The sequence below is a fragment of the Mesorhizobium sp. B2-8-3 genome (genome assembly GCF_006440815.1).
GTDB lineage: Bacteria > Pseudomonadota > Alphaproteobacteria > Rhizobiales > Rhizobiaceae > Mesorhizobium.
The window spans coordinates 231,840-258,497 of the sequence record NZ_VFTW01000003.1 but is presented as its reverse complement, the minus strand read 5'-3'; the positions used below and the strand labels follow the sequence as shown (position 1 = coordinate 258,497).

Annotated in this window: 18 protein-coding genes and 1 tRNA gene; 8 read left to right on the top strand and 11 right to left on the bottom strand. The window is 64.0% G+C overall.

What is annotated here, in order from left to right:
• The first annotated feature begins 216 nt into the window (after window positions 1-216).
• Window positions 217-2,109 carry an ABC transporter ATP-binding protein/permease gene (locus tag FJ418_RS06510; protein WP_181166857.1) on the top strand — a complete coding sequence of 631 codons (1,893 nt, stop codon included), beginning with the start codon at window positions 217-219 and terminating at the stop codon, window positions 2,107-2,109.
• Between the two features lie 279 nt (window positions 2,110-2,388).
• Entirely contained in the window at window positions 2,389-3,753 is a 1,365-nt protein-coding gene (gene mgtE, locus FJ418_RS06505; protein WP_140864348.1) for a magnesium transporter, read from the top strand.
• Window positions 3,754-3,804: 51 nt separating this feature from the next.
• Here mgtE and FJ418_RS06500 read toward each other — a convergent pair whose 3' ends face one another.
• The 4 genes from FJ418_RS06500 to rpiA all read right to left on the bottom strand — a co-directional run bounded on the left by FJ418_RS06500 (window position 3,805) and on the right by rpiA (window position 7,814).
• Window positions 3,805-4,965, bottom strand: coding sequence for a serine hydrolase domain-containing protein (locus tag FJ418_RS06500; protein WP_140864347.1), 1,161 nt, complete (start codon window positions 4,963-4,965; stop codon window positions 3,805-3,807).
• A gap of 26 nt (window positions 4,966-4,991) precedes the next feature.
• On the bottom strand, window positions 4,992-6,380 hold the full coding sequence (gor, locus tag FJ418_RS06495) for a glutathione-disulfide reductase (protein WP_140864345.1): 1,389 nt from the start codon (window positions 6,378-6,380) through the stop codon (window positions 4,992-4,994).
• Between the two features lie 117 nt (window positions 6,381-6,497).
• The gene (locus tag FJ418_RS06490) at window positions 6,498-7,097 is read right to left on the bottom strand and encodes a DUF2059 domain-containing protein (protein ID WP_140642557.1); all 600 of its coding nucleotides are present in this window, start codon (window positions 7,095-7,097) and stop codon (window positions 6,498-6,500) included.
• A 21-nt stretch (window positions 7,098-7,118) separates the two neighbouring features.
• Window positions 7,119-7,814 (bottom strand): ribose-5-phosphate isomerase RpiA, encoded by a 696-nt coding sequence (gene rpiA / locus FJ418_RS06485; protein ID WP_140642559.1) that lies wholly within the window; start codon window positions 7,812-7,814, stop codon window positions 7,119-7,121.
• Window positions 7,815-7,974: 160 nt separating this feature from the next.
• Here rpiA and FJ418_RS06480 point away from each other — a divergent pair, with 160 nt between their 5' ends.
• Complete coding sequence (locus FJ418_RS06480) at window positions 7,975-8,655, top strand: phosphoglycolate phosphatase (protein ID WP_140642561.1); 681 nt, start codon at window positions 7,975-7,977, stop codon at window positions 8,653-8,655.
• A gap of 69 nt (window positions 8,656-8,724) precedes the next feature.
• Here FJ418_RS06480 and FJ418_RS06475 read toward each other — a convergent pair.
• From FJ418_RS06475 to FJ418_RS06465, 4 genes are all read right to left on the bottom strand, one after another.
• Window positions 8,725-8,799: transfer RNA gene (locus FJ418_RS06475), tRNA-Val, on the bottom strand.
• 112 nt (window positions 8,800-8,911) lie between these two features.
• Window positions 8,912-9,082, bottom strand: coding sequence for a hypothetical protein (locus FJ418_RS31820; protein ID WP_181164840.1), 171 nt, complete (start codon window positions 9,080-9,082; stop codon window positions 8,912-8,914).
• 135 nt (window positions 9,083-9,217) lie between these two features.
• Complete coding sequence (locus FJ418_RS06470) at window positions 9,218-10,735, bottom strand: MBL fold metallo-hydrolase (RefSeq protein WP_181166856.1); 1,518 nt, start codon at window positions 10,733-10,735, stop codon at window positions 9,218-9,220.
• Window positions 10,728-14,405: a S8 family serine peptidase gene (locus FJ418_RS06465; RefSeq protein ID WP_140864341.1), complete on the bottom strand. Its 3,678-nt coding sequence runs from the start codon at window positions 14,403-14,405 to the stop codon at window positions 10,728-10,730. The genes FJ418_RS06470 and FJ418_RS06465 overlap by 8 nt, the downstream gene beginning before the upstream one ends.
• A 588-nt stretch (window positions 14,406-14,993) precedes the next feature.
• Between FJ418_RS06465 and FJ418_RS06460 the strand changes: the two genes are divergently transcribed.
• A complete protein-coding gene (locus FJ418_RS06460) occupies window positions 14,994-15,677 on the top strand; it encodes a Crp/Fnr family transcriptional regulator (RefSeq protein WP_140642978.1) in 684 nt (227 codons plus the stop codon).
• Between the two features lie 97 nt (window positions 15,678-15,774).
• On the opposite strand, the gene FJ418_RS06455 is transcribed toward FJ418_RS06460, so the two are convergent.
• Both FJ418_RS06455 and FJ418_RS06450 read right to left on the bottom strand, forming a co-directional pair.
• On the bottom strand, window positions 15,775-20,001 hold the full coding sequence (locus FJ418_RS06455) for a cytochrome P450 (protein ID WP_140864617.1): 4,227 nt from the start codon (window positions 19,999-20,001) through the stop codon (window positions 15,775-15,777).
• Window positions 20,002-20,118: 117 nt separating this feature from the next.
• Window positions 20,119-21,900 (bottom strand): adenylate/guanylate cyclase domain-containing protein, encoded by a 1,782-nt coding sequence (locus FJ418_RS06450; protein WP_140864339.1) that lies wholly within the window; start codon window positions 21,898-21,900, stop codon window positions 20,119-20,121.
• 417 nt (window positions 21,901-22,317) lie between these two features.
• Between FJ418_RS06450 and FJ418_RS06445 the strand changes: the two genes are divergently transcribed.
• The 3 genes from FJ418_RS06445 (at window position 22,318) to FJ418_RS06435 (ending at window position 23,978) form a co-directional block, all read left to right on the top strand.
• Entirely contained in the window at window positions 22,318-22,575 is a 258-nt protein-coding gene (locus FJ418_RS06445) for a PepSY domain-containing protein (RefSeq protein ID WP_140864337.1), read from the top strand.
• A gap of 90 nt (window positions 22,576-22,665) precedes the next feature.
• Window positions 22,666-23,394, top strand: coding sequence for a lysozyme inhibitor LprI family protein (locus FJ418_RS06440; protein ID WP_246682955.1), 729 nt, complete (start codon window positions 22,666-22,668; stop codon window positions 23,392-23,394).
• 98 nt (window positions 23,395-23,492) lie between these two features.
• Window positions 23,493-23,978, top strand: a complete 486-nt coding sequence (locus FJ418_RS06435) for a hypothetical protein (protein WP_140642574.1) — start codon at window positions 23,493-23,495, stop codon at window positions 23,976-23,978.
• A 64-nt stretch (window positions 23,979-24,042) separates the two neighbouring features.
• Here FJ418_RS06435 and FJ418_RS06430 read toward each other — a convergent pair whose 3' ends face one another.
• Complete coding sequence (locus FJ418_RS06430; protein WP_140657847.1) at window positions 24,043-25,923, bottom strand: murein L,D-transpeptidase; 1,881 nt, start codon at window positions 25,921-25,923, stop codon at window positions 24,043-24,045.
• A gap of 297 nt (window positions 25,924-26,220) precedes the next feature.
• Here FJ418_RS06430 and FJ418_RS06425 point away from each other — a divergent pair, with 297 nt between their 5' ends.
• Window positions 26,221-26,622 (top strand): rhodanese-like domain-containing protein, encoded by a 402-nt coding sequence (locus FJ418_RS06425; RefSeq protein WP_140864335.1) that lies wholly within the window; start codon window positions 26,221-26,223, stop codon window positions 26,620-26,622.
• Window positions 26,623-26,658: the final 36 nt, after the last annotated feature.

Genomic DNA, 26,658 nt, shown 5'->3' with positions numbered 1-26,658 from the left:
GGCGTGGCCTTTCTGTTGCCCTCGGGCCACGGCGGGTAACCCTGTTCACATTCGCCGGCAGAAAATTAATGGAAAATGATCAATTGGTGTTACCATGTGTAACAAAACTAGAAAGGTTTGGGCGGGATCGTGACTTGGGTCGGTAGACCGCAACGTACAGTACCGGAGCAAACATCCAGCGAGGCAAAGACCTCGTCCCTCACGCCGGTATCGTCGATGCGTACATTCTGGGGGCTGATGCGAGCCTACTGGTTCTCCAACCGGTGGAAGGAAGCTTGGACCCTCACCGTCGTCATTGCGCTGCTGACGGCATTGTCCAGCAAGGCTGGCGTCTGGTTTGCCGTGGCGTTGGGCGAATTGGGCAATTCGATCGCCTTTCTCCACGACGCCGCCAACACCCATCCGTTGCAGACCATCCTGACCAATGCCGGCATATTGGTGCTGCTGGTCGTGCTGAAGGATGCCGGCTTCACCGGCGTGCGCAATCTCGTTTCAACGACCTTGCATCGCAAATGGCGGGGTTGGCTGAACAACCAGTTCAACCAGGCCCTGCTCGACGGCAACCATACCCATTTCCACGCCCAGCACGGTTCGGCGGCCGGCGGCATCGTCGCTCCGGACAACATCGACCAGCGTATCCAGGAATCGATCAAGGACATGACCGGCGGCGCCATCGGGCTTGCCATGGGCGTGCTGGGTGTCGCGACTTCGCTCTATTTCATCGGTGAAAACCTGATCGGGTCCTCGGTCGAGGTCAAGGGCCTGGAATTCCTGGGCAGCTACGGCACCGCGGTGCTGGCATTCCTTGCCGTCGCCATCTATGTGCCGCTGAACACCTGGATCGCGGTCAAGCTCGGGCGCCTGCTCGAGCGGCTCAATGTGCGCATGCAGCAGGCCGAGGGCAGCTACCGCAGCGAACTGACGACATTCCTGCGCCGCAGCTTCCACGTCGCCGCCTCGCATGGCGAGGGCGTGCAGAAGTCGATGCATGACCGGCTCTATGTCGATATCGACAAGACATGGGGGCGGCTCAACATCGTCAACACCAGCTACACGTCGTTCGAGCTGATCTACAATTTCGTCGGTGCCCGCATCGTTGCCTACTCGCCCGGCCTCGTGTCGTTCATCCACAACCGCCTCGACTACAAGGGCTACATCACCGGCTCCGAAATGGTCGCCCAATTGATCAGCCAGTGTTCGTGGTTCATCCATGTGATGCCGGCGATTGCCACGCTGCGGGCCAACAGCCAGCGCGTCACCGAACTCGCCAACGCCATCGAGAACGTCCAGCACCCGCAGGAATTCTATCAGCAGACCGGCCGCTCCGACTTCAGCTACGCCACCCAGAACCCCGTGTTCGGCCTCACCATTCAGAAGCTCGAGCTGGCGCATCAGGGCGAAGATGCGACGCCCTTCCTCAGCGCCGCCAATCTGCGTTTCCGTCGCGGCGAATGGACCTTCCTCAAGGGTGAGTCCGGCTGCGGCAAGACTTCGCTCATCAAGGCGATCAATGGCTTGTGGCCATATGGCCGCGGCACCATCGTTTTCCCGGAAGGCGTGACGAGCTTCTACGCCGCCCAGGAGGTCAAGCTGCAGCAGGTCTCGCTAAAGCAGCTCGTCTGCCTGCCGGGTTCCGAGAACGACCATAGCGACACGCAGGTCGCCGCAGCCCTGCATAAAGCCGGTCTCGGCGACTTCATCGGGCACCTGGCCGACGAGAGCCGTGAGGGCAAGGTCTGGGACCAGGTGCTTTCGGGCGGCCAGAAGCAGAAGCTGGTGGTCGCCCGCATCATCCTGCGGCAGCCCGGACTTCTGTTCCTCGACGAGGCGACCGGCGCGCTCGATCCCGAAGGCAAGATCGCCTTCCACCAGGCGATCAAGGACAATTGCGCGAACGTCACCGTCATCAGCGTCATGCATGAGGCAGTGCCACCGCGCTCGCTTACGGGCGAGGATTTCTACCACAGCGTGGTCGCGATCGCTGACGGCGTCGCCACCAAGAAGCCGCTCGCTCCCAGCCTGCCGCGCGAGCTCACCACCATCCTCACCCAGCCGCCGCGGCCGGCCGAGGACAAATGGCTGCGGTTCCGCCGGCTGAAGCAGAAATAGCAGTCAGGCCAAGCTTTTACCTGCTTCCATGGCTTGGCTGCTGCGGCTGCCGATCACAGTCTCGCGATCCGACCTCCCCTCACCCGATTTCCGAGCTTTTGACAATTGACTCGGCAAAAAGCGCTCCTATGTTGCGCCCGCTCGCCAAATTCAAACTCGAACCCGGCGAGCAGAAAGGTCAACGCGCCATGCCTGGCGACAGTCACAGTCGAACGCAACCGCCGTCCGCCCTGACGTGACCTGATGGCTCACGTCCTGCCGGACGGCAAGGAGTGAGCCATGAACGAATTCGCCCCCGTATTGGACGACGAAGCAACCGCCGTCGCCCGTGTTCTTGCCAACGATCACGTCGCCGACGTCGTCGAAGCCCTCAACCACGAACCCCGCGAGACGGCCATCGAGCTGCTTTGCGCCGTGCCGTTCGAGCGGCTGGTCGAGATTTTCGACCAGCCGGAGCTCGAAGCAGCGCCCGAGCTCGCCGAAGCCCTGCCCCGCCCCAAGGCAAGCAAGCTTTTGACCGCCATGTCGGTCGACCGCGCGGCCGACATTCTGCGCGAGTTGGATGAGCCGGCCCGCTCGGAGTTGCTCGGCGCCTTGGCCACGCCGCTGCGCGCGACGCTGCTATCCATCCTTGGCTATCCGGAAGGCAGTGCTGCCTCGATCATGACGACGGAATTCGTCAGCGTGCCTTCGGACTGGACCGTTGGGCGCACGCTCGACTACATCCGCAAGGTCGAGCGCACCCGCGAAACCATCTACGCCATCTACATCGTCGATCCGGAGACGCAGCTCCTGCTGCGTTCTACCGGACTGCGCCGGCTGATCACCGGCAACCCGGAGGATCCGATCCTGTCGGTAGCGCCCGATCGCGTGCCGGTGACGGTGACGCCGCTCACCGATCGCGAGAACCTGGCGCAGACGATCTCGAAATACGACCTGCTCGCCTTGCCGGTGGTCGACCATGGCAGGATCCTCGGCATCGTCACCGTCGACGACATCATCGACACGATGATCGAGGAGACGACCGAGGACGTGCATCGTTTCGGCGGCATGGAGGCGCTCGACGAGCCCTATATGAAGATGAGCTTCCTCGCCATGATCCAGAAGCGGGCCGGCTGGCTCTGCGCGCTGTTCCTCAGCGAGATGCTTACGGCCAACGCCATGCAGAGCTACGAGAGCGAGCTGGAAAAGGCGATCGTGTTGACGCTGTTCATCCCGCTTATCATGAGCTCCGGCGGCAATTCTGGCTCGCAGGCGACGTCGCTCGTCATCCGCGCGCTGGCGCTGCGCGAGATCGGGCTGCGCGACTGGTGGTGGGTGGCGCTGCGCGAGCTGCCGACCGGGATGGTGCTCGGCTCGATCCTCGGCATTGTTGGCATCTGCCGCATCGCGCTCTGGCAGTATTTCGGCTTCTACGACTACGGTCCGCACTGGATGCTGATTGCGGCGACGGTGGGCGCGGCTCTGGTCGGCATCGTCACCTTCGGCTCGCTGTCGGGATCGATGCTGCCCTTCGCGCTGAAGCGCATCGGCTTCGACCCGGCAAGCGCCTCGGCGCCGTTCGTCGCCACGCTGGTCGATGTCACCGGGCTGGTCATCTACTTCTCGGTGGCGCTGGTGATCCTGCGCGGCACGTTGCTGTAGGCCTGAAAACTTTACCCGCCGCCGGTATTTGACGGCGGCGGGTTGTCTCCGTCATCCGGCCTGGCGGCCGTAGATCGCGTCGCGCAGCGCGTCCGGGAAGGCGCCCATCATGCCGGCGATCGCCGTGTTGGTAAGCGCCACCACCGTCAGCTCGAGCGTCGGATCGACGAACCAGGAATGGCCGTAGACGCCGCCCCATCGCCAGGTGCCCGGAGCCTGCGGCGTCGTCGCCGCCACCGGGTCGCGCAACACGCCAAATCCCAGACCCCAGCCCCAGCCCGGCATGGTCGTCTTCAGACCTGTGATCGCATCCCTGGTCATCGCCGTTGCCGTCTCGGGGCGGATGACCGTCCCGTCTCCGCGCCGCAGCGCTTCGAGCAGCTTCAGGACATCGCCGGCCGTTCCGTTCATGCCGGTGCCGCCGGATGCGAAGGAAGCGGGATCGAAAGTGCGCCCGGGCGTGAACGAGATGGCGCCATCGCCGAAAGGCACGAGATGATGCTCGCCCATGGCGACTGCCCCGCCGGGGCCGTCCGCGTAAGGCGTCACCAGCCGGGCCCGGTCACGGACGGCAAAAGCCGTGTCGCTCATACCGAGAGGCCTGGCGACCAGGCGCTCGGCAAGGTCCGGCAAGGTCTCGCCCGCGGCTCTCGCCATCGCCTCCCCCAGGACGTCCATCGCCACCGAATAGCCCCAGCCCGCGCCCGGCGCGAAGGACAGCGGCACCGAGGCGATGCGGCGGAGGTTCTCGGTCATGGAAAGGCCCGGCTGGTCGAGGCCATCCGAGATGCCGGCCCGTTGATAAGGACCGCCGGCGGGCTGGCGAAAGCCGTAATCGAGGCCGGCTGTATGGGTGAGCAAATGCCGGATGGTCAAGGCGGGTTCGCTGCCGTCGGCAAGCTTCGGTCGGAACTCGGGTATGAATTTCGTCACCGGATCGGCAAGATCGATCACGCCAGCCTCGACCAAGGCAAGCGCCGCGGTGGCGACGGCCGGCTTGGTCACCGAGGCCAGGCGGAAGATCGCGTCCTGTCGCATCGGCTCGTTCGCCTCGCGGTCGGCGACCCCGGCTGCGCGGCCATAAAGGATCTCGCCGCGCCGGGCGACGAGAACGACCGTGCCGACGATACGGCGCTCCTCGATCGCGCCATCCACGACCTGATCGACGCGCCGGGCGAAATTGCGGTCCAGCGGCGCGGCGGTGGCGGACATCGCAGGCTCCCTGAAATCCTGAAATGTCAGACGCGTTCGCCGTTCTTCACGCGATAGGTCGGCTTGTACATCGTCACCAATTCCTCGGCCGCCGTCGGATGCACGGCCATGGTGCGGTCGAAATCGTCCTTGGTCAGGCCTGCCTTCAGCGGAATGCCGAGAAGCTGCGCCATCTCGCCGGCATCGGGGCCTAGAATATGGGCGCCGATCACCTTCCTTGACGCGCCGTCGACCACCAGCTTCATCAGCATCTTCTCGTCGCGGCCGGACAGCGTGTGCCGCATCGGACGGAACGATGCGCGATAAATCTCGACATCGGGATAGCGCTTGATCGCATCGTCCTCCGACAGGCCGACGGTGCCGATCTCCGGCTGCGAGAACACCGCGGTCGGAATGGTGTCGTGATCCGGCGCGGTCGGGTTGTCCTTGAAGGCCGTCTCGACGAAGCACATCGCCTCGTGGATGGCGACCGGCGTCAGTTGCACGCGATGAGTGACGTCGCCGATCGCCCAGATGTTGTCGACATTGGTGCGCGAATATTGGTCGACCACGATCGCACCCGTCTTGCTGAGTTCGATACCGACGCCCTCCAGGCCCATATTCTCGGTATTGGGAATACGCCCGATCGCCAGCATGACCTGGTCGACCGTCAGGGTTTGGCCGGAAGACAGCAGCACGTCGAGCCGGCCCTCCGAGGTCTTGCGCACCCATTCCGAAACGGTGGGGCAGAGGATCCTGATGCCCTTTTTCTCCATTGTCTCATGCAGCGAGCGGCGCAAATCCATGTCGAAGCGGCTCAGGATCTCCTGGCCGCGATAGACCAGCGTGGTGTCGACGCCCAGGCCGTGGAAGATGTTGGCGAATTCGACAGCGATGTAGCCGCCGCCCTCGATCATGATCGCCTTCGGCAGCTCCTTGAGATCGAAGGCCTCGTTGGAGAAGATGCAGTATTCGTGGCCTGACAGCGCCGGATGCGGCGCCGGCCGGCCGCCAGTGGCGATCAGGATCTGGTCGGCGCTGACCGTGCGGTCCTCGGCAACCAGATAGATGCTGTGCTGGTCGACGAGCACTGCGCGCGAATGAAAGGTCTCGCCGCCGGAGCCCTCGACATTCTTCTTGTAGATCGCCTCGAGCCGCGCGATCTCCTTGTCCTTGTTGGCGACCAGCGTCTGCCAATCGAAGCTTGCCTCGGGCACCGTCCACCCATAGCCGGTAGCGTCGGCGAAATGCTCGGGAAATTGCGAGGCATAAACATAGAGCTTCTTCGGCACGCAGCCGCGGATGACGCAGGTGCCGCCGAAACGGTACTCCTCCGCGACGGCGACGCGCTTGCCGAGGGCCGCCGCCACCCGGGCCGCCCTCACCCCGCCGGAGCCGCCGCCGATGACGAACAAATCATAGTCATAACCGGCCATCGCGTGGGCTCCTGCGGATGAGAAAGACGGGTCACAGGTAGGCTGCAAAGCGGCAAAAGAAAAGCCCGGGCAAACCCGGGCTTTGTGGTCCAGCCGCCGTCGGCGGATTGACTGGGATCAGTTCTGCGAGTCGTCCGCCGGGGTCGAATTGTCGGCGGGAGCGGAACCATCGGCGGGCGCGGTGGCGTCCGGAGCCGGTGCTGCCGGCGCCGCGGCCTTGGCGGCGGCGGCGATCGTTTCGCCGACCTGCTGGGCGAGGTCGCGGGCGACGCCGTTCTGCCAGATGTCGGCGGCCTTCACGAGGTCGCGCGTCACCGCGGGACCGCTGTCCAGCAGCTTCTTGCCGGCTTCCGAGCTGTAGAAGGTGGCAATGTCGTTGAGCTCCTGCTCGGAAAACACCTTGGCATAGGCAAGTGCTGCTTCTTTTTCGAGATCGGCGCGCCGCGAGGCGAGGCTGAGCGCTTTCTCGGCCACGGTCTTGCCGATCAGCTCCTGCATGTCGGGGTTCTTCTGGATGAGCTGCGCCTCGAGCGCGCCGGCCGCCTGCGGCAGGATGTTGTCGAACGTGTCCGTGGCATGGATCGCCGCGACGGCCGCGCGCGCCGCCTTCAGATGCGATTCGCTGACATCCTGCGCGAACACCGGCGAAGACAGCGCAAGGGCGGCCGAGGCCGCCAGAAGCATCGAAAAGCGGCGAACTCGTTTAGGCAACATCATGGTCGATAGAACTCCCTGGTTTCAGGCTGCATGGACGGTTTCGATACCGTCGCCGCCGGCGATGATGGCCGTTGACGCCAGCCCGATGAATAGACCGTGCTCGACAACGCCTGGAATGGCGAAGAGAGCATTCGACAGCGCTCTTGTATCCGGAATGCGGCCAAAAGATGCATCGAGGATAAAGTGGCCGCCGTCTGTAACAAATGGCTGGCCCCCCGTCATCCTCAATGTAACCGGGCCGGAAAGGCCGAGCTCTGCCGCGGCGGCTCGAACCGCGATCTCGGTGGCGCGCAGGCCGAATTTGTTGACCTCGATCGGCAGCGGGAACCGGCCGAGCGTCCCGACCATCTTGGATTTGTCGGCGATGACGATCATGCGATCGGACGCCGCCGCGACGATTTTCTCGCGCAGTAGTGCGCCGCCGCCACCCTTGATCAGGGTCAGGTCCGGATCGACCTCGTCGGCGCCGTCGATGGTGAGGTCGAGTTCCGGCGTTTCTTCCAGTGTAGACAGCGGCACGCCGAGTTCGCGGCAGAGCGCCGCGGTGCGCTCGGAAGTCGGCACGCCAATGACCTTGAGGCCGGTCGCAACCTTCTCGGCCAGCAGCCGCACGAATTCTTCCGCCGTGGTGCCGGTGCCGATGCCGAGGCGCATGCCGTCGCCGACATGGGCGAGCGCGGCCCGCGCGGCTTCGACCTTCAACTGCCTTGCATCCATGGGGAGCCCCGATTTCGCCGGTTTCGCGCGCCTCCTAGCATTTTTGCCTGTCCCGTCAAAGGGCCGCTCTCAAAGGCTCTGTGGACCGATCGAGGCTTCTTGCTTGAACCGGGCCCAACCTGTATCGGCTGCGGCAATTCAATCGCTACAGGAACGCGCCATGCCGAGCCCGATCATCGTCTTCGACCTGGATGGAACGCTGGTCGATACGGCGCCGGACCTGCTCGACAGCCTCAATCACAGCCTGGCGGCAAGCGACCTCGCCGCTGTCGACGAAGCCGGTTTCCGGCGCTTCGTCGGCCATGGCGGGCGCGTCATGATCGAACGCGCGCATGCCGCGCAGAACAAGGCGCTGGTGGCGGAAGAGCACGACCGGCTGCTGAACCTGTTCCTCGACCATTACACGCTGAACATTCCCGGCAAATCCCGCCCCTATCCCGGCGTCGTTGCCGCGCTCGATCGTTTTCAGGCCGCCGGCTACCTGATGGCGGTCTGCACCAACAAATACGAGGCCAATTCCGCGGCGCTGATCGGCGCGCTGGGCCTGTCAAAATACTTTGCCGCGATCTGCGGCCAGGACACTTTCGCCTTCCGCAAGCCTGACCCGCGCCATCTCACCGAGACGATCCGGCTGGCCGGCGGCGATGCGGAGAACGCCTTGATGATCGGCGATTCGCAAACCGACATCGACACCGCCAAGGCAGCCGGCATTCCGGTGGTCGCGGTCGATTTCGGCTACACCGACCGCCATGTGCGCGAATTCGAACCCACGCTGGTGATCTCGCATTTCGACACGCTGACGCCGGACCTGGCCGAGCGGCTGATCGCGGCGGCGCGCTGAGCCGGCTTCCCCAGTGCAATTGTCGAAGAATTCGCCGGGCCATTCATCCAACATTATCAAGCTGTTGGATGGTGGGCGATGCAGGGATTGAACCTGCGACCCCACCCGTGTGAAGGGTGTGCTCTCCCGCTGAGCTAATCGCCCGCTCTTTGCCCGAAGGCCGAAGCGAGCCGCGATATAAGGTAGGCAAGCTCTCGAAGTCAAGGCGATGTGCCGACGATCTTCGAACGACTGCCGAGCCGAACCGGTTAAGGCTCTAAATCAACCCTCTGCGCACATTCATGCGCGTCACAGCCGTCACCAGAATGGCGCCGGTCATGAAATAGAGCGTGGCGATGATGTGGCCTTGGTGGAAATGCAGCCCGGCAAACAAAAGGGCCGTGACCACGGCAAGGAAGGCGATGACGCGTGAGAATGCATCGGGCATGGGGCGACCTTGTGCAATGTGTCGAGTGGCCGCCCTCACTCAGCCGTTCGCTCCATAGAGCGGTTTTTGATTTTTCGCAATCGGCCTTGAAGCCGGACTGATCGGCGCCTGCCGCGCGGCGGCGCTCCGGTGGTCCTAGACCAGTTCCACCTCGACCCACAGTCCGCCTGGTCCGCGTGCCGCATCGCGCGGCAGACTGCGCACCGCCTGGATCGAGCCGGACGGCGCGGCAAAAGCCGGCTTTCCGTTCTTGTCGGCCAGCCATGGATCGTCGGCGCGGATGACGCGGCCCTTGGTCTTTGCATCCAGCGCGGTCAGGATACCGTCATAGGGCATCTCGCCCCAATGCACTTTCAAGGCATCGTTCTTGTTGGTGGGGATGAAAGCCGACAGGTCGCTGCTCGTCAGAAGGTCAAAACCCTGTTTCTGGGGCGTGGCGTTCTGGCTTCCGTGATGCGCGACCTTGAGATAGACGGCGCGTGCCAGAAGATCGGCTGATGTGACGGTGCCCTGCCCCACTGGCCATTTCAGATCCTTCCAGCTCAGCCAGTTGCCGATCTGGGCGTCGCCGGGGAACAGGAGAACCCGGCCGCTGTCGATGAACTCGAAGGCCAGCACCAGGCTGGTGTTGTTGACGCCGCGGTCGAGCTGCAGGGCAAGGTCGGCGGCGATCCCCATCCAGTCGGCGTCGATGCGCCGCCAGGACTGGTCGCGGTCTTCCATGGATGCAGCGGCCGAAACCGGCCCGGAATAATGCTTGCGGACGAAGGTGGCGACATCGACGGCCGGGTCGCTGCCCTTGTCGCCGTTCAGCGCCGCGGAAAGCGGCGTGCCGACATTGCGTTCGAACGGACTGAGCTCGTCGACATAGCCGGCGTCGGCCGCATCGTTCATCTTGAGGCCGCTCGTCAGCGCCCGCGCGAACGGACCGCCGCTGGCCAGCGGGAACATCTCGCTCGCCTTCTCCTCCAGCCGCAGCGCCGCCTTGTCGCGCGGCGGGCCCAACACATAGACGCGAAGGTTGGGCAATGCGTCGATCGTCACCGGCGGTCCGCCGGGCTCGAAATAGGTCGGCGACGGTTTTTGCGAAAGCCTGGCCGCCGCGTCGCGGGCCGAACGCACCCGCTCGCCGGCGGCGCCGAACTGGAAGCCAAGCACGGACTGCAGGCCGTCGCGAACGCCGGCCATGTAGGAACTGAGCCCTTGCATCCCATCGAGCTTCTGGCCCACGCCCTGCAGCGCGGCGATTGCCTGGCCCTCGAACTTGTCGAGTTCCGCCGCCTCGGCGTCGGCGGGATTTTCGGTCCACGCCATCCAGACATCGGCGACTACGAAATCCTTGAAAAGATCCTTCGCCGTCAGGAACCCGGAGACATGGTCCCAGTGTTCGTGCGTGACGACGAGGATGTCGATCTTGCCGCCGGTCTCCTTCCTGATGTCGGCGACGATGTCGCCGACCAGCGCCGGACCGCCCGCGATCGAGACATGGATGCCGCAATCGATGAGCATGCGGAATGGCTTTCCATCCGGCTTCTTGAAGGTAAGCAGATGGCAGTCGCCGATGCCCTGGCAGTAATGCCGGACGGTGGCGCCCGATGCCGGCGCAGCAGCCGCTTTTGCCGGCCTTGTCCTCGTCGCCGGCTTTCTAGACATGGTCGTCGTCTCCATCGCTGGCATGCAGCAGGGCAAAGGGCTCCGACACTTCGCCGCCGAAATAGAGCGCTCTGAGCGGCGACAGGTAATTGGCGGCCATAGTCCCGGCCTGACGCTTCTGCCGGTCCGCGCTGCCGGTGTTCTTGATGATCGAGTAGCGGATCTCCTCGAAACCCTCGCGCGGGTCTATGATGATGGTGGCGCCGCCCCGGAACCAGAAGAAGCCGTCGCCCTTGGCCATGCCTTGCGGCATCGCCGCACCGTCCAGCGCGACTGGAATCCGCTGCTGGATGACCGCCACGACCTCGACGCGGAACGAGCCGTCCGGCTCGACGCGGCGCGTCGGGCGCACGCTGTAGATGTCGAAGGTCGTCTCGCCTTTCTTCGGCGCGTGCATGACCGTCCCGTCCTCATTGTAGCGCGGCAGATCTGGCAGCAGGCCGAACTGCTTGTAGAGGTCCGGGTTGGAGGCGAAGGTCTCGTGCATCGCCTTCCACAGCGTGTAGCGGTTCTTGTCGTTGAGCGCGAAGATCTCAGCCCGCTTCAATTTCTGGTTCCAGCCGAGGTCGATCCTGCTGAGCAACCCCTTGAGCCAGGCCGGCGACGGATCCTCCGGCGCGCTCCAGGCGAGCGTCTCCTCCGAGATGGTGCGCACGTCGCGCGGCAAGAGCTTCCATTTGCGGAACGATTCCAGGAAAGCCAGACGGTAGTGCAGCGGATCGTCCGGATAGGCGTCGCGGTCGGCGGTGATCAGCGCGCGCAGATATTCGCCGAAGGTGATGTCGACGGAAGGGCAATAGTCGAGCGCGCGGATGCACATGGTCAGCATTTGCCTTGCGGTCTTGGCGACCTCGTCGGTCAGGCGTTCGACCAGGCTCGGATGCAAGGTTCCCGCCGGCAGGATGCCGGAGCCGCCGGTGGCAAGCTGGATTAGATCGTCGGTCCGCCGATCGGTGATCGCCAGGAACGCTTGGTAGACGGCGAAGACCAGGATCGAGCCCCGGTCATGCGCCTCGAAGGTCTTGTCGTAGTCGAGATCGGCCATGCCGGCGCCGCCATATTCGCGCAACGGCCCGGCCCGGCCGCTGCCCTCGCCGAACTGCTTGGCGATACCGGAAAGCAGCGAGGCGGCCGACAATTCGCCCCTCGCCTTGCCGATCTCGAAGCTGACCAGTTCCTTCAGCGTGAAATGCTGGAACAGCGCGACGATGTCGGCGAAGGCCTCGTGGAAGGCCGGCACGTCCGGGTTGGACGCTTCCTGGAAGCGGCGGTGCAGCCCGTCGAGCAGCGCATGCGACATCTCATGCGCGACGATGTCGCTGGACAGACACGAAAACACCGTCGTTCCGGGCGTGGTAACGTCGCCCTCGTTGCTGGTCGCCGGGAAATAGCCGAACAGCAGCGCCTTCTTTTCCGGGCTGTAATAGGCATTCTCGGCGCGCAACGCATGCGGATAGATGCGCAGGCGCGGCACGTAATGCGCCTTCACAGTCATGTCGCCGCTGCGGCCGGGAGCCTCGGCGTAGTGCGGCGCCCACAACGCCCGCCGGCCAAGCGCGCGCTCGAAATGGCCGATCGTGGTCATGGCGACGGCGTAGACCATCTGCTGGTGGAATTTGGGATTGCCCTCCGAAGGCGGCAGGCCGTCCTGCGCCAGAAGCACCTTGTCGTTGAGGTCTACCGGATCGTAGACGCGGTCGGACGCGGGGTCGACATCGACCACCTCGAGATATTCGCCGATCGGCCCCGGCAGCAAAGGCCTGTCCGTCGCCGGTTCGTCGTCCCACGGCACCGAAAGCATCGCCTGATAAACCGAAACCGAATCCAGCCGTTTCGCCACCGACGGATCGAGCGCGTAAATGCGCAGGCGCCGTTGCGGCGGCGGCAGCGGCCGGGGCTTGCGCTTGATGGCCGACGCGGGGTCCATGACCGGCGCCGGAACCGCTACGCTGGCGCCCGGCCGTCCGAGCAAACCTTCCAGAAACGCCTTCAGCGGCTTCGACGGGTTGCCCTGGTCGAGCGCCGCTTCGAGGTAGCGGTTTCGTGCCGCGGCCGAAATATTGCCCGGATCGCCATCCGGGTCGGCGATCGCCTGTTCGATTGTCGCCGCAGCTTGCGCCATCTGCGTCAGTTCCAGCGCAAACATCATTCGCTGCCGAAGCGTCGCAGGCGGGAGCGCCGCCAACGAATTCCCGCCGGTCAAAAGGTCCAGCCAGCTCCATGTGTAGGTGGCTCGAGCGAGCTTCGTCAGGCTGTTCGCCGCCGGCGGCGGGAAGCCCAGCGCATCGAAGGCCCGCAAGACGCCCTGCCCGATCTTCTCCTTCGTCTCCACCGCATTCATCTTGGCCGTCGATTTCAAGGCCTTCGCGAACAACGCCTTGCGGACCGCCTCGATCCGCATCCATGGCTGGGGATAATTCTTCACCACGTCCCAATGCTCGGCCAGCCACAGAGCGGCCGCGGCAGCGACCTGGGGGGTAGCGGCCGAGGTGCCGTTGCCGTCCATGTCGACCACCTTGCGACAGTCGATTTCGGCCCAAGGCACGTTCGGTGTGTAGGCTCCCAGCGCCGTGCTCATCTTCGAAGGCGGCCCGTAATTGCCTTGCATGATGCCGAAGGCGAGCCCGGCATAGGCACGCCCGTCGCTCATCACGCCGCAGGCCGCAAGCACCCGGTTGTAGCGCGCGGGATAAACGATGCTGGTCGGCGTGATGGTGAAATTGTTGCCGGCCGCCGTGACCATGACCACGCCGTGGTCGTAGGCAAGGTTGACGGCGTCGACCAGAGCCTGCGAGGCGAGGCCGCCCATGCTCATCGACAATACCTGCGCGCCCTGCTGGCGCGCGTAGTCGATGCCTTGCACCATGGTGCCGGTGGTCAGCCGCACCACCCAGTCTGCGATGCGCACCGGCAGGATCTTCGCCAGTGGCGCGCCGCCGACGAAGTCGGTGAAGCCCGGCCAGTGCGGCGACGTGCCGTCGAGCTTGTTGCCGGCCAGCAGGCTGAGGGTGCCGGTTCCATGGCCGCGATTGCTGGTCAGCGTGCCGGCCGGAGCGTGGTCGGTCGCGTTGTTCGGGCCGATCCCGTCGTCGACGAAATTGCGCTGCTGCGCTGTAAGAAGTCCTACTGGAAGGGTTTCGTGACCGGGATCGAAACCGGTATCGAGATGCGCGATGGTGATGTTGGCCTGCTTGGCGCCGACGCTTTCGCGCGCGGCCTTGAACTGGCTGAAGTCCGGCGCGGCATTCCATGCGACCCGGCCTGACACCGTCGCTTGTCCACCGCTCGGATCCTGGTCGTCGAAAGTACATGTCGGAGCCGCGCTCGCCGCCATGCCGCGATCGCCAGCGCTGTTCCTGTAATCCCATTGCTGCATGATATCGGGCTCGACCGCGAGCACCTCGCTCCCCGCGGCGGCCAGCGCCGGAGTCCGGGCGACAAGATCGTGAGCCTGGTCCCAGGGATTGTCTGCTTCGGCTGCATCCGTGGCCAAGCGCAGCCAGGTGGCGCCGCGGTCCGCGGCCGCGGCCGTACCGGCGCTTACAGCGCCAGGCGGGAGAGTAAGGATCGGCTCGGCTTCGATCCCGCCAATCCGCGGCGGCCCGCCTCGCACCGAGAGCGCCGCGCCGTCGCCACGAACCTTTACAAGGAGTCCCTTCGCGGCTGCCACGGCGTCCCTCTCCCAAGATGAACCATGGCGCCGACCGCCCGCTACAGTCAAGCCAAGGTTCCAACCACGCTTCGACTGATCTCTTTGCCGACTAGGCAATCATGCCGGCTGCAAGGCAAAGATTGATCCAAGCGTGAACCATGCATTCCAAAATAACCATCGGTCCGCCCGGCGCGCATATCTGTGAGCATCTTCACATACTTCGGACAGGGCTTGCGCTCGGATGTCGCAACGGCGGCATCGACGGCCCTAGCTGACTGCGGCGTCCGAAGCTGCTGCCGGACTGCGATTGGATGCGGTTATCGAGGAGAAATTTCGATCACCTAGCCATTTTCAGGTTTGCTGTCTGCGCGCATGGGCACCTCCCACCCAAGCGCGCGGACGGCGTTCCAAGGATCGGCCCGCAACCGCCAGTGCGCCCGGTCTCCTTACGTTTGCCGGCTTATCCGATTTCGGCGTGTCAGGCGTGAATTTGGTCTTCCGTCCGTCACCCCGAGAATTCAGCAAGCCACCACAGAAGGAGACGACGCTTTGATCGAGCACGCACTTATCCTACAATTTCCGTCTAACGAGAGGCGGAATCGTATCATGGCTACAAATGGCGCGGACGACAGGAACCTGCCGCGCCTGGCGCGCATCGACCCGCGCCAGTTCGACCTGCTGTTCGGCGGCTGCAAGCTGGAGCGCTATGCGGCCGGCCAGCATTTGTTCGTCCAGGAGGATGCGTCCGACCGCATCTATGGCGTGATGAGCGGCACCGTCGAGATTTCGATCTATTCGCCCGGCGGGCAAAAGCTGGTGGCCAATATCGAGCTGTCGCGCAGCCTCGTAGGAGAGATCGGGGCGCTGGACGGGCGCCCGCGCACGGCAACCGCCATCTGCCTCACCCCCTGCGAGCTGGTTTCGCTGAGCCGGACACAACTCTTTGACCGCATTGAGAAAAATCCGCCCCTGGCCCGCGCGATGATCGAATTGCTGTGCACGCGGCTGCGCTGGGTCAGCGGCGAGCTGGGCGACCAGGCCTTTTTCGGCATCGAGGCCAGGCTGGCAAAGCGGCTGGTGTTCCTGAGCGGCGTCATGGCGGACAGCGCCGGCTGGATTCCGATTTCGCAGTCGGAGCTCGGCGAATTCCTCGGCGCGACGCGCGAATCCGTCAACAAGACGCTGAACGACTGGCGCAGCCGGCAGATGATCGCCATCAAGCGCGGTGGCTTGCGCATCACCAACGCCGCCGCGCTGAACCACATCGCCGATTCGCAGGACGACGACTGAGCAATCAGGCTCGGCGGTTTCGCCGTAGCTGGCTCGGCCACTTCGCTGTGGCCTGCTCGGCGACTTCGCCACAGCCCCGTCGTTTCGCCGCACCCGGTCAGAGCCGCGAGATCAGATAGCGCATTGCCGAGCGGCTTGGCATGAAGAAATAGCCGCCGCCCTTGGTGGTGACGAACTGTGGCACATCCTTCAAGACGGTGACCTTTTCCCAGGAAGGGATCGAGAACCGGCCGCCGCCGCCCCGTGCGCCGATCGTCGGATCCGTCTCGCCGACAAGGCCCTGGAACGAGTTCGACGAGACCCAGGTCTGCTGGATGAACTCGTATTGACGTTCGATATCCGCGTTGAGGCACATGAAGAGCAGACCCTTCTCGGTCTTTCCGCCCCTGTCCTTCCTCTCGTAGGTGCGGCCGACGCGCAGGATGCGGTGGCGCTTGCCGATCCTGATCTGCGTCTCGCGGTCCTCGCCGAGCGAATCGCGCGGGTTGGACCGGCGTATGTGCGAGCCGAGCGGACAGGCATGTCCTTGCGGGTCCTCGGCGCCGAGCGCGAAATCATTGTCGATGCCGCGGCCCGGGCGACCATTCGGATTGCGCACCAGCGAGCTGCCGTCCTGCCAGCGGCCGAGCATCTTTGCCGCCACCCAGCGCTGATCGATGGCGGGGTCGCCGGTCTCATCGGCAGCCTGCGTCGCGGCTTTCCTGCAATAATCGTCAAACAATTCGACATGCTGCTCGAATTGGCGCACGACGAGGAAGGTGCCGTTGCGGCCGAAATCGCGCGGCGGAGGCGGTTGCCCCGGTATCTGACGGTTGCGCCGCACCTGCGACAGAATGCCGGTGCGATCCAGCGCCGCCTCCACCGACGGCGAAGCCGGATAGAAGCCATGCTCGTCGCGATAGCCGAACAGGAACTCGCCGGGCGCCAGCAGATGCATGGGCGCCGCTCCTTTGGCAGCGCGCTGCGTGCCCCGGACGATCGGTTGCGAGACGCCATCGACGAAGCCGAAATGTTCGACCGCCCGCTTGCCATCGCGTCGCACCATCAGCGGCAGTTCGGCGGCCACGGACATCCCTGCGCCTGTCGTCTGTCGCTTCATGGCCGCGATTTCCGCCTTCAACGCGGCCGGCGTCCCGGCATAGCAGACGATGACGACGTCGACGGGCTTGGCGGACGACCCCCACTGCCATTTGTCGGGGGCGTCGGGACCGGTGTCGTTGAGAATGCGGCTGCGCTCGGGCGTTCCCATGCCTTGCCGGAAGGCGACAGGAAACGTGTCCAGCGGCTCGTCGTCGACGCCACCTTCCAGTCCGAGCCGGCGCAGCCCGTTGGGGCCGAATGCCACGGTCATGGCGCGGCCGGCCGGCACGCCGTCGCCGAAACTGGTTCTGTCGATGACGGAATCGAGCCACGCCTTGCGCTTCGGTGCCGGCAACCCTTCCGGCACCTGGATCGCAAGCATATGCGCGTGGCCGAGCGCCCCGAAGGGTCCGAAGAAGATGGATTGGATTTCCCCGGATTCCAGCTCTTCGAGCGGCGCGGATGCCGGTTCAGGCAGGCTGGTCGCGTCCGCCGGCCGTGCTTGCGGGCGCGGCAGCGAACCGAACAGGCTCAGCCAGTCGCGCGCCTCGTTGCCGGTGGCCGATGCGATGCCGCGCCTGATCCTGGAGTTGATGCGGATGCGCGGTGTGTTGAGGTGCGGATAGGCGCTGTACCAGAACAGCGTCGGCACCTGCTGGCGCCTCGCCCAGCGCTTGAAACGATCGCCGTCGCGTGCGCCGTCCAGGAACAGCCAACGCGTGCGCGGATAGCCTTCGGTGTTGCTCCAAACGCCGGTCAGACCGGCTGAGGCCTTGGCAATGAAATCCTCCAGATAACTTTCCCAGCTGCCACCGTAATTGGAGAAGAACATCAGCCTGTCGGTGCCGGGCAGCAGCACCCAGCGGGCGAAATGAATGGTGTTGATGGTGGCGAGGAAGCCCGGCCTGAACACTTTCTGCGCCGATATCGAGATTAGATAGAAGGAGAGCCGCAGCGCCAGCCGCCGCAAGATGCCCGGCTTCATCGTCGAGATGGCCGTCAGGTTGTTCTGCGCGCAGTGGTCCTCATTGGCGAGGATCTTTTCCAGCGCGCCGATGTCGACGGGCGTGTTCGCCGGCCGGTCCTTGTCCTCCAGCCGCCGCAACGCCAGGAAGCAAAGGACCACGAACAGAGCCAGAATAGCCAGCAGACCGAGCACCGTAAGCAGAAGCGCGGCGCCGGCGATGGCGATGTTGGCAAAGGTGATGCCATGCGGGTTCCCGAACACCAGCACATAGGTCATGCGCCAAAAGGCCAGAACGACGATCGCGACAGTGACGAACATCGCCGGCGTCAGCAGCGTCGTCGTCAGCGCGCGCGCCCAGTGACCCGGCGGTCTTTCCAGCAGGCTTTCGGCGGGCTCGAACGCCCAGCCGAATTGCCCGAGGCAGCGGACATGCCGGCGCGCCTCGGCGAGCACATCCATCGCATTGCCGGCGCCCGCGCGAGGCTTTTCGGCGATCTCGCGCACGCTGTCGGCGAGCCGCGCCTCGGCAAGGATGCGGCGCACGGAATGGCCCGGCGTGCCGGAGAAAACCAGCCCCGCGGCGCTGCCGAAGGACGGCGATATCTCTATATGGTTCTTCCTCAGGAAGTCCTCCAGCGAGCCGCCGTCCAGCAGGCCACAGACATCCCTGAAGATCGGCCGCAGCCAGTGCCCGATCGATTGCGCGATGGCGGTTATGACATCGTCGGTGCTGCCGTCGCCGGAGATTTCGAACACCAGCGCGCCGGCCTCCATCCCCGTTTTTTCATCCTTGCCGGTGGGAGCGACGGCCAGGCTGGTGAAATGTATGGTGCCGACCTTGTCGAGCGCGTCGCGCAGCTCGCCGATCGCGGGATTGCCAAGATCGGCGACCTTGTCGCGCACCGCATCGAGCGGCATGGAGCGGGTGATCGGGCAAACAACCGTCACCATCGACTGGTCGGCGGTGCGGCAAAGCGGCGAGCGCTCGAAGTCGACCTTGAGGCTTGCCGGATAGGCGCCGACATTGGCCATCTTGCCGGCCCTGCCGCGCGCGCGGGCGAGCTTCGGTTTGCTGAACAGGGCGCGGATGCATTCGCCGATCTGGATGCGGGCGATTTCGGCGCCGATGCACAAATGGATGCCGTAGCCGAAAACCATGTAATCGCGATGCGGGCGCGACGTATCGAACTCGTTCGGCCGCTGCACGATCTCCGGATCGAACATCGCTGAAAGCGTCGCCGGCATGACCACCGTTCCGGCCCTGACCAGGCGCTCGCGGCGCGTGCCCTTGCCGATGACCGCGTCACGCCTGGTATAGCGCCATGGCCCGATCCAGATCGGTTTGAACCGCATGGCTTCCATGATCGCCCGGTCGAGCTTGCCGGTATCGCTGGCCGCGATGGCCTCATCCACGGCCCGCCGCGCATCGGATCGCGACAGGATCACATCCATGCAATTGCTGCCGGCAAGCACATTGGTCGGCACAAAGCCTGCGACCATGCCGAGCATGATGGAATGAATGTCGGGCAACGACAGGCGCCCTTGGTCCATCAGCGCGACGAGGCGGGCAAGCGGCCGGTCGTCCTTGCCCGCTCTTTCCCTGATCGCGGCAATCGAACGGTCTATGATTTTGATCAGCCGATCGCCGCCGACCACGGCAAGCTGACGCGTGGCGGGATTTGCCGTCGGGTCCGAAAAGAACAGCGCGCTGAGCGAGATCGACCAGTCGGCAAACTCGGTTTCGTCGTCGATCTCAAGGCCGAAATAATCGCGACAGATACGCACCGGCAAGATCTTCATCAATCCGGCGATGGCATCGAAGCCGGGACTGGCGCGGGTCATGATGTCGCGCGAATGGCGCTCGGCGATCGGCCTGACGGCGGCTTCGACCTCCGCCGGCGGGAAAGCGCTCAGCACCGCCGATTTCATCTGCCGGTACGCGGCGCCGTCCTGCATGCCGAGAATGAAATTCGAGCCGCGGGCGAGCTCGGCCATTTCCGGGCCGTAGGGCGTTTCGAACTCGTCGCCCCGCTCCAATATGTCGCGAACATCCGCGCCCTTGGTAACGAGCAGGAAATTGCCGAAGCCGAGATTCGGCCAGAAACGGCGCAGCAGCGCCAGCAGCCAGCGCGGATCGCCAAGAAGAAAACCGACGATGCGGGAAGCAAAGCCGCTCTTGGAACGCAGCCGATTGATGTCGAACGGTGGCATTTCGGCGAGCGGACGCTGGCTCTTCTGAGCGGCGCGGACGGCGGCGAAGTACTTCAAGGTGATCATCGCGTTCAAGCCCCCCGGCCATCCACGTCAATGCGATGCCGGCATTGTCTGGCCTAGGTTTGCATCGGTCCGGCGTATGTGAATTCGATCACAGTCATTTGTTGTCGGCCCCGGCGATCATGCAGCGGACTTCGCCCGATCGAAATTGCCGATCAGGAAATTGTTCTTGGCCGGATCCACGAACGGTATCCAGCGTATCCTCTGCTCGGAAAAATCGGGATGCCTGGTCATGAAAATCGCAAGCTCATGCGCCGCTTCGTCGCGCCGCCCGCTTCTCATCAGGGCGCCTATCTTCAGGAACCTCGCGTAGAAGTAACTTGGCGACAGGTTGAGCGAGCGCTCGGCGTTGGCGATCGCGGCCTCCCAGTCCTCGACGAAGCAATAGGCCGCGGCCAGTTCCCCCAGATTGTGGAAGCGATAGAGGTCGAACGGGCTCAACCGCTCGGTGTCGAGGAAGAACGGTATCGCGCCGGTCGCATCGCCAAGCAGAAGGTACGCGCTGCCCATGGCCGAGCGGGCGAAGGCGAAGCTCGGATTGATGTGGATCGCTTCGGCAAGATGCTCGGCCGCCAACGCCGGAAGGCCGCGCATGATGTCGGCCGCGCCGAGATAGGCATGCGGACGCGCATCGAGGCTGTCCATCAGAAGCGCCTTGCGCGCAAGCGTCTCGACTTTCTCCAGATCGTCGCTGTCGCCGAAACGCAGCCAGGCCCGCCAGAAATACCACCATGCGAGCTCATTGAGCACGGCGCTCGAGTTCGGATCTTCCAGGTAGGCCTTGTCGAAGAAGTCGAGCGCGATTTCGGTATCGCGACGTGTCCGCCTGTTCATGTGCCAACGGCCGCGCCTGACCAGTTGCCAGGTTTCGAGGCTTTCCCACGGCACCTGGAACGTGCGAGCCTGCTCGGCGCGGTCGACCTCCTTGTCGAGGATGGAAACGATCTCGCTGCCGATCTGGTCGCGCAGGCTGAAGATATCGACGAGGTCGCGGTCGAAGCGTTGCGACCAGACCAGGCGCCCGTTCGAGGTGTCGGTGAGCGACGCGTTGAGACGAATCTGCCTGTCGGAGCGCGCCAGCGTACCGCTGACGATGTAGCGAGCGCCCAGCGCGTTGCCGATGAGCCTCGTGCCGAGGCTGTCGTCGCGAAACTGGAAGCTCGAGCCCTTGGCGATGACAGAGAGCCAGCGCGTGTTGGAAAGACCGTAGATGATGTCCTCGGCGATACCGTCGGCCATATAGCCGACATCGGGTTCGCTTCCGTTGCCCTGGAACGGCAGCACGGCGATTGCCGGGGGCCCCTTGGCGATCGGCCTGGAATGACTGGGCGTGGTGGGAATGGAAGCGAAGGACGCCGTCGCGACAGGGCCGTTGCCGCCGCGACCGGCGATCAGGACCTGCACCGGCAGGGCAATGTTCTTCAGGCTGAACTCGCCGAGATCGGTGAAGACCGCCGCCGTCTTGTCCTTCACGTGATGCCACGTCGTCGCCGAGATGGCGACGCCGTCATGCGGCGCGAATTCCTGAAGGCGGGCTGCGATATTGACGTCGTCGCCGTAAAGACGGCCCTCCCGGACGATGACGTCGCCGGTGTTGATCCCGGCGCGAAACGGCATGCGCATGTCCTCGGCGACTGCCGTATTCAGCGCCACGATCCGGGCCTGGAAATCGAAGGCCGCGCGCAACGCTTCGATCGGGTTGCCGAATTCGGCCATGATGCTGTCGCCGGCATCGCCGAACGTGCGCCCGCCAAATGCGCCGCAACTGCCAGCGATGATGTCGCGCCTTTCCTCGAAGGCGGCGACAGCCGACTCGTCGTCGATGCCCATAAGCCTCGAGAATCCCACGGCGTCGATCGAAATGATTGTCGCAAGCTGACGGGTATAATTCCGTTCAGCCATGATCGAGCCCCCAGTCCCCGTTTCAGTCCAGAACAGGTGACCTGCGCTCAAAAAAAACGCGTCGCCGTCTGCCGACGGAAATCCTCGGCAGGCCCGGCGCACTGTTGCCACCCTGTTATGACCGGAATTCTATCAGGGTCTTGCCGAAAGCTCTACCACGAACGGCTAATATGACGAATTCACCGTCCGGCGCATGGTTAGTCGTTCGTTACGTCAGGAGACACATCCGAACCGCGACTTTACCATTTGAAATTATTATATTTTCTCCGCCGAACAATACTGACTCTGTTTCCGCCGGCAAGGATCGGTCGCATCGAGGCATGCGCTGCAAAAACCCGCTATTACGGCGCTGCGGAACCAACCCGCCTGCGTGCGAGTTTCTGACGGCACTTACGCCGACGAGATTTGAGGGCTCTCATGCGCACTGTTGTTTTAGCAACCTGTATCGCTTTCCTGCTTATCAGTGGACAAGCCTTCGCAGCAGACGACCAGCCGCTGCCGCCGCAAAATGCAAAGAAATTGTCCGAGATTGTCGCCAAGGTCGAGCACCGCACCGACTTCCGCTATGTGAAGGAGGTCGATTGGGATAGCGACGGCTACACCGTCACCTACTACACCACCGACAAGGCCAAGGTCCAAATCACCTACGATCCTGTGACCGGCGAACCCAAATAGGCCTCGTTCGGTTGCCTGCCTCCGCCATTTCGCGGTGCTTGCGTTCGGCATAGACTTGATCGTCGAAACAGGCCGGACCGGGGGACAGACATGCGGCTTCACATCTGCGCTCACGCCCTGCTGGTAGCCGCATCGATGCTTGGGACATCGGGCCAGGCGCTGGCGGATGGCCCCTCTTTCGACTGCCGAAAGGCGCAGTTGCCAGCCGAGAAAGCGATCTGCGCCGACCCGCAAATGTCGGCCATCGATGCTTTGGTCACCAGGGCCTACGCCGGTTTCGAGCCCGCCTTCGGCGGCGACAAACGCGGGATCGCCAGGAAACTGGTCGCCGATCGGAATGCCTGCAAGACGGACGCAGCCTGCATCGTCAGCGCGCAGAATAATGCGCTCCAGACTTACGGCAATGCGCCGCAATGGGTGCAGGACTACAACATCGCGCTCGTCGGCAAGAAGGCGCTCGACCTTGGGGCAAGGACGCCGAAGCCAACCGATCAGCTCTTGCCCGTATCGATCGGAAAATGCGGCTTCACCCATATCATGGCGCTGACGACGAGGCTGGGTGACGACCCGCTGGAAACCGCCAGCCCGGAAGCCGGCAGGGCGGCGAGATTTACCAACGGCGGCACGGCGGTCTCCTATGACCGCGAACCGGGACTGGCAAGTTCCAAGGTTGGCGATCCGGTCGTCATGTGCCTGATCGCTATCCCGCGCGACTGCCCGAAAAACGACCTGCGCGGCATGGTCTACTGCGCCGTCGACTTCGCCGCCAAAGGCGCATGGGCCCTGCCCGATTCCCAGCATCTGTGTGGTGGCGCCTGAAGACCTTGGCGCCGTGCGGAGCCAGCGCGACAAACCGCCCTTGCATCGTCACAACTTTGGTGGCTGACTGCCCGCCATGATTGCGGGCACGGGGGTGCATGGCAATGATCGGCTACGTCCTGAAGCGCATCCTGATGGTGCTTGTCGGCTATCTGGTCGCGGTGCTTGTCGGGTTGATCGCAGTGGTGGTGATCTACGCGATACTGAGCTCGCTGCCCAACGCGCCGGGCTACTTCGAGCTCATGGAGTTCACGCCCGTCGCGGTGTTGGTGGTGCCGCCTCTCGGCATGTTCGTCTACTTCCTGGCGATCATCCTGACCGGAATGCAGACGCTGGTTTTCGCCCTGATCGCCGAGTTCCTTTCGTTGCGAAACTTTTGGCTGCACATGCTGTTCGGCGCTGCCGCCGCGGCTGCCGGTTTCATGTTGATCTGGCCGGACGCCGCCGATGATCCGGAACGCTGGGCCGACATGGGCATCATCGCCGCCGCCGGCCTCGTGGCCGGGCTGGTCTACTGGCTTATCGCCGGGCGCGACGCCGGCTTCCGCCGGCCGCTCATCAAGGCACTTCCAAGAAACGTGTGAAGCGGTCGGGTTCGGTGGCTTCGCCGTGGCCTTCCGTCCGGAATTGCTTGAAAGTAGACAGCGCTCAGCTTGACGGCGTGCGCACCGCTTCGGTCGCGTCGAGCGCCTGCATCAGCTTGGAATCGCGGTCATAGACGTCGTCGAAATACTCGACCTTGCCGGACATGTCTGGCCATGCGGTGAAATAGGCGACATAGACCGGGATGACACGCGTGACATTCTCGGTCGAATGCCCATGCTTCAGCTTCTCGGCGATATCGTCGACGGAGGTGCCGAGCACGGCGGCGGCCATGCCGCGCGGATCCTGCAACCGCACGCAGCCATGGCTGAGCGCGCGCATGTCGCGTGCGAAGAACGACTTCTGCGGCGTGTCGTGCATGTAGATGGCATGCTTGTTGGGGAACAGGATCTTCAATTCGCCCAAGGCATTCGCTTCGCTCGGCTGCTGCCGCACGCTGAAGGGGATGTTGGCGCCATAGGCACCCCAATTGACCGCCGAGGACGGAATGCGCTTGCCGCGCGAATCCGTCACCTCATAGCCGGCGCGGTCGAGATAGCCCGGGTCGCTGCGCAGCCTCGGCAGCATCTCGTTGACGATGATCGACTGCGGCACACCCCAATAGGGGTGGAAGTCGACCTGCTTGATCTGGTTGTAGAAGAAGGCGGTCTGATTGGTGACCCGGCCGATGACCGCGCGGGTCTTCAGCTTCTCCTCGCCATTGTCGATATAGCTGGCGGTAAAGGCCGGCTGGTTGATGAAGACACGCGGGCTGCCGAGATCCGACGGCATCCAGCGCAGTTCCTCGAGCGCCACCTTGACCTTCTCGATCTTGTCGGCCTTCGAGGCGCCGGCCAGTGAGGCCACGGTGCGCGGGCCGATGACGCCGTCGCCCTTCATGCCGGCGCGCTGCTGCACGGCCTTGATCACCGGCACCAGTTCGGGATCGTAGAGCTCGCTCTTGCCCAGCCTGGCGAGCACCTCGCCATAGTTGCCACCCATCTCATCATCGAGATTGCGGGAAATAAGCGTCAGCAACTTCGGCAGTTCGGGGCTGCTCTCGCCGGGCTTGAGCAACAGCTTCGGATCGACGACGATCTCGTTTTCCTCGCTCGCCTCGAGCGCTTCCAATTCGACGCGCAGCGCCTGGTACTCGGCATTCTGCGGGTGGCGCGATTCGAGATAGGTGCGGACCTCCTGGGTATGCGCCAGCGTCTTCAGCGCGCCTTCGAGATCGAACGGCTTAGCCGGGAAATCGTAGTAACCGGTCATCCGGTTGGGGTAGACGCGGCCACTCTGGGCATCTTGCGCATAGCGCAGCACGCGCGCCGACAGCGCCATCTCGAAGCGGACCAGTTCCTTGGTCCGCTCTTCGGGCGTAGCGGCAGTCGCGGCAGCCGGAACGTCGACGGAATAGTCGGCCGGCGTCAGGCCGTAGCTTGCCGCCTCGCCCAGGACGCGCACCGCATCCTGAGCTCGGCTGTTGGGGACGTTGTCGCTCACCCAGATGAAATCCGGGTTGGCCGAATAATAGGCGATCAGTGCCTTGGCGATATCCGGCTCGGCAAACAGCTCGTAATCACTCAAGCCTGCGACGGCGTCGCGGAAGCTGTTGCCCGTCACGGACGGCACAAAGGCGGCATCCTGCGCGGTCGCCGGCTGCGGTGCCGGCAGCAGCGACTTGAAATCGACGCGAACGAGCTTGTCGGCCCTGTAGGTGTTGTAGGTCGGGCTGCTGATCCTGACACCACCGCCTCCGTCGGGCTCTGCCGGCCGTATCTTGCGTGGCTTCGGCGGCGGCGGAAATTCACCTTGCGGATTATGCCGGATACCGCCGCCGAACAGCATGTCGAACAGCCCTTGCGCGCTTGCCGGCTGTTGTCCGAAGGCGAGCGTTGCTGCGATTGCGATCGGCAGGAGGGTTTTCTTGTTCCTGAGGACTTTCATGCTTCACCCGCACCGGTTGCAACCGGTTCCCGTTCCGCGCCGCTGGACGGTCCCGCCCTCCGCATGGCGGATGTATGACGTGACTATACCGATTCATACCGATTTCGTTAAGCTTTCATAAATTTTCGCAGTCGTGTTGCAGAACAGTTTCACATCATTGTGAGACGGTGTGACCTGCCTCGGTTCGCGCCATGCTTGCGGCGTTGCGCCAGACATCGGCGGAAACTGGCCCGGACGTGATAAGCTCCGGCCGTTATGCCGGAAATCCGGGCAATTTGAGCAGTCGGAGGATTTGCCGTGAAGAAAGGTTATCGCCAGCTGCTCGACGAGGCGAATGCCGAGATCGAGGTTGTGTCGCCCGAGGAAGCGGCCGGATTGCTGGAGGACGAAGACACCATCTTCGTCGATCTGCGCGATCCGCGCGAGGTCGAGCGCGATGGCAATATCCCCGGTGCCAAGCACGTGACGCGCGGCATGCTGGAATTCTGGATCGATCCCGAAAGCCCCTATCACAAGCTGTTCTTCGCCAGCGGAAAGACCTTCGTCTTCTTCTGCGCCGGCGGCTGGCGCTCGGCTTTGGCCACCAAGACGGCGCAGGACATGGGACTGACGCCGGTCAAGCACATCCTCGGCGGCTACACCGCCTGGAAGGCAGCTGGCCTGCCGGTCGAGCCGGGGCGGAAAAAGAAGGCCGACTGATCACAGTTTCCCGCAACGTCTGGGATCAATCGACCC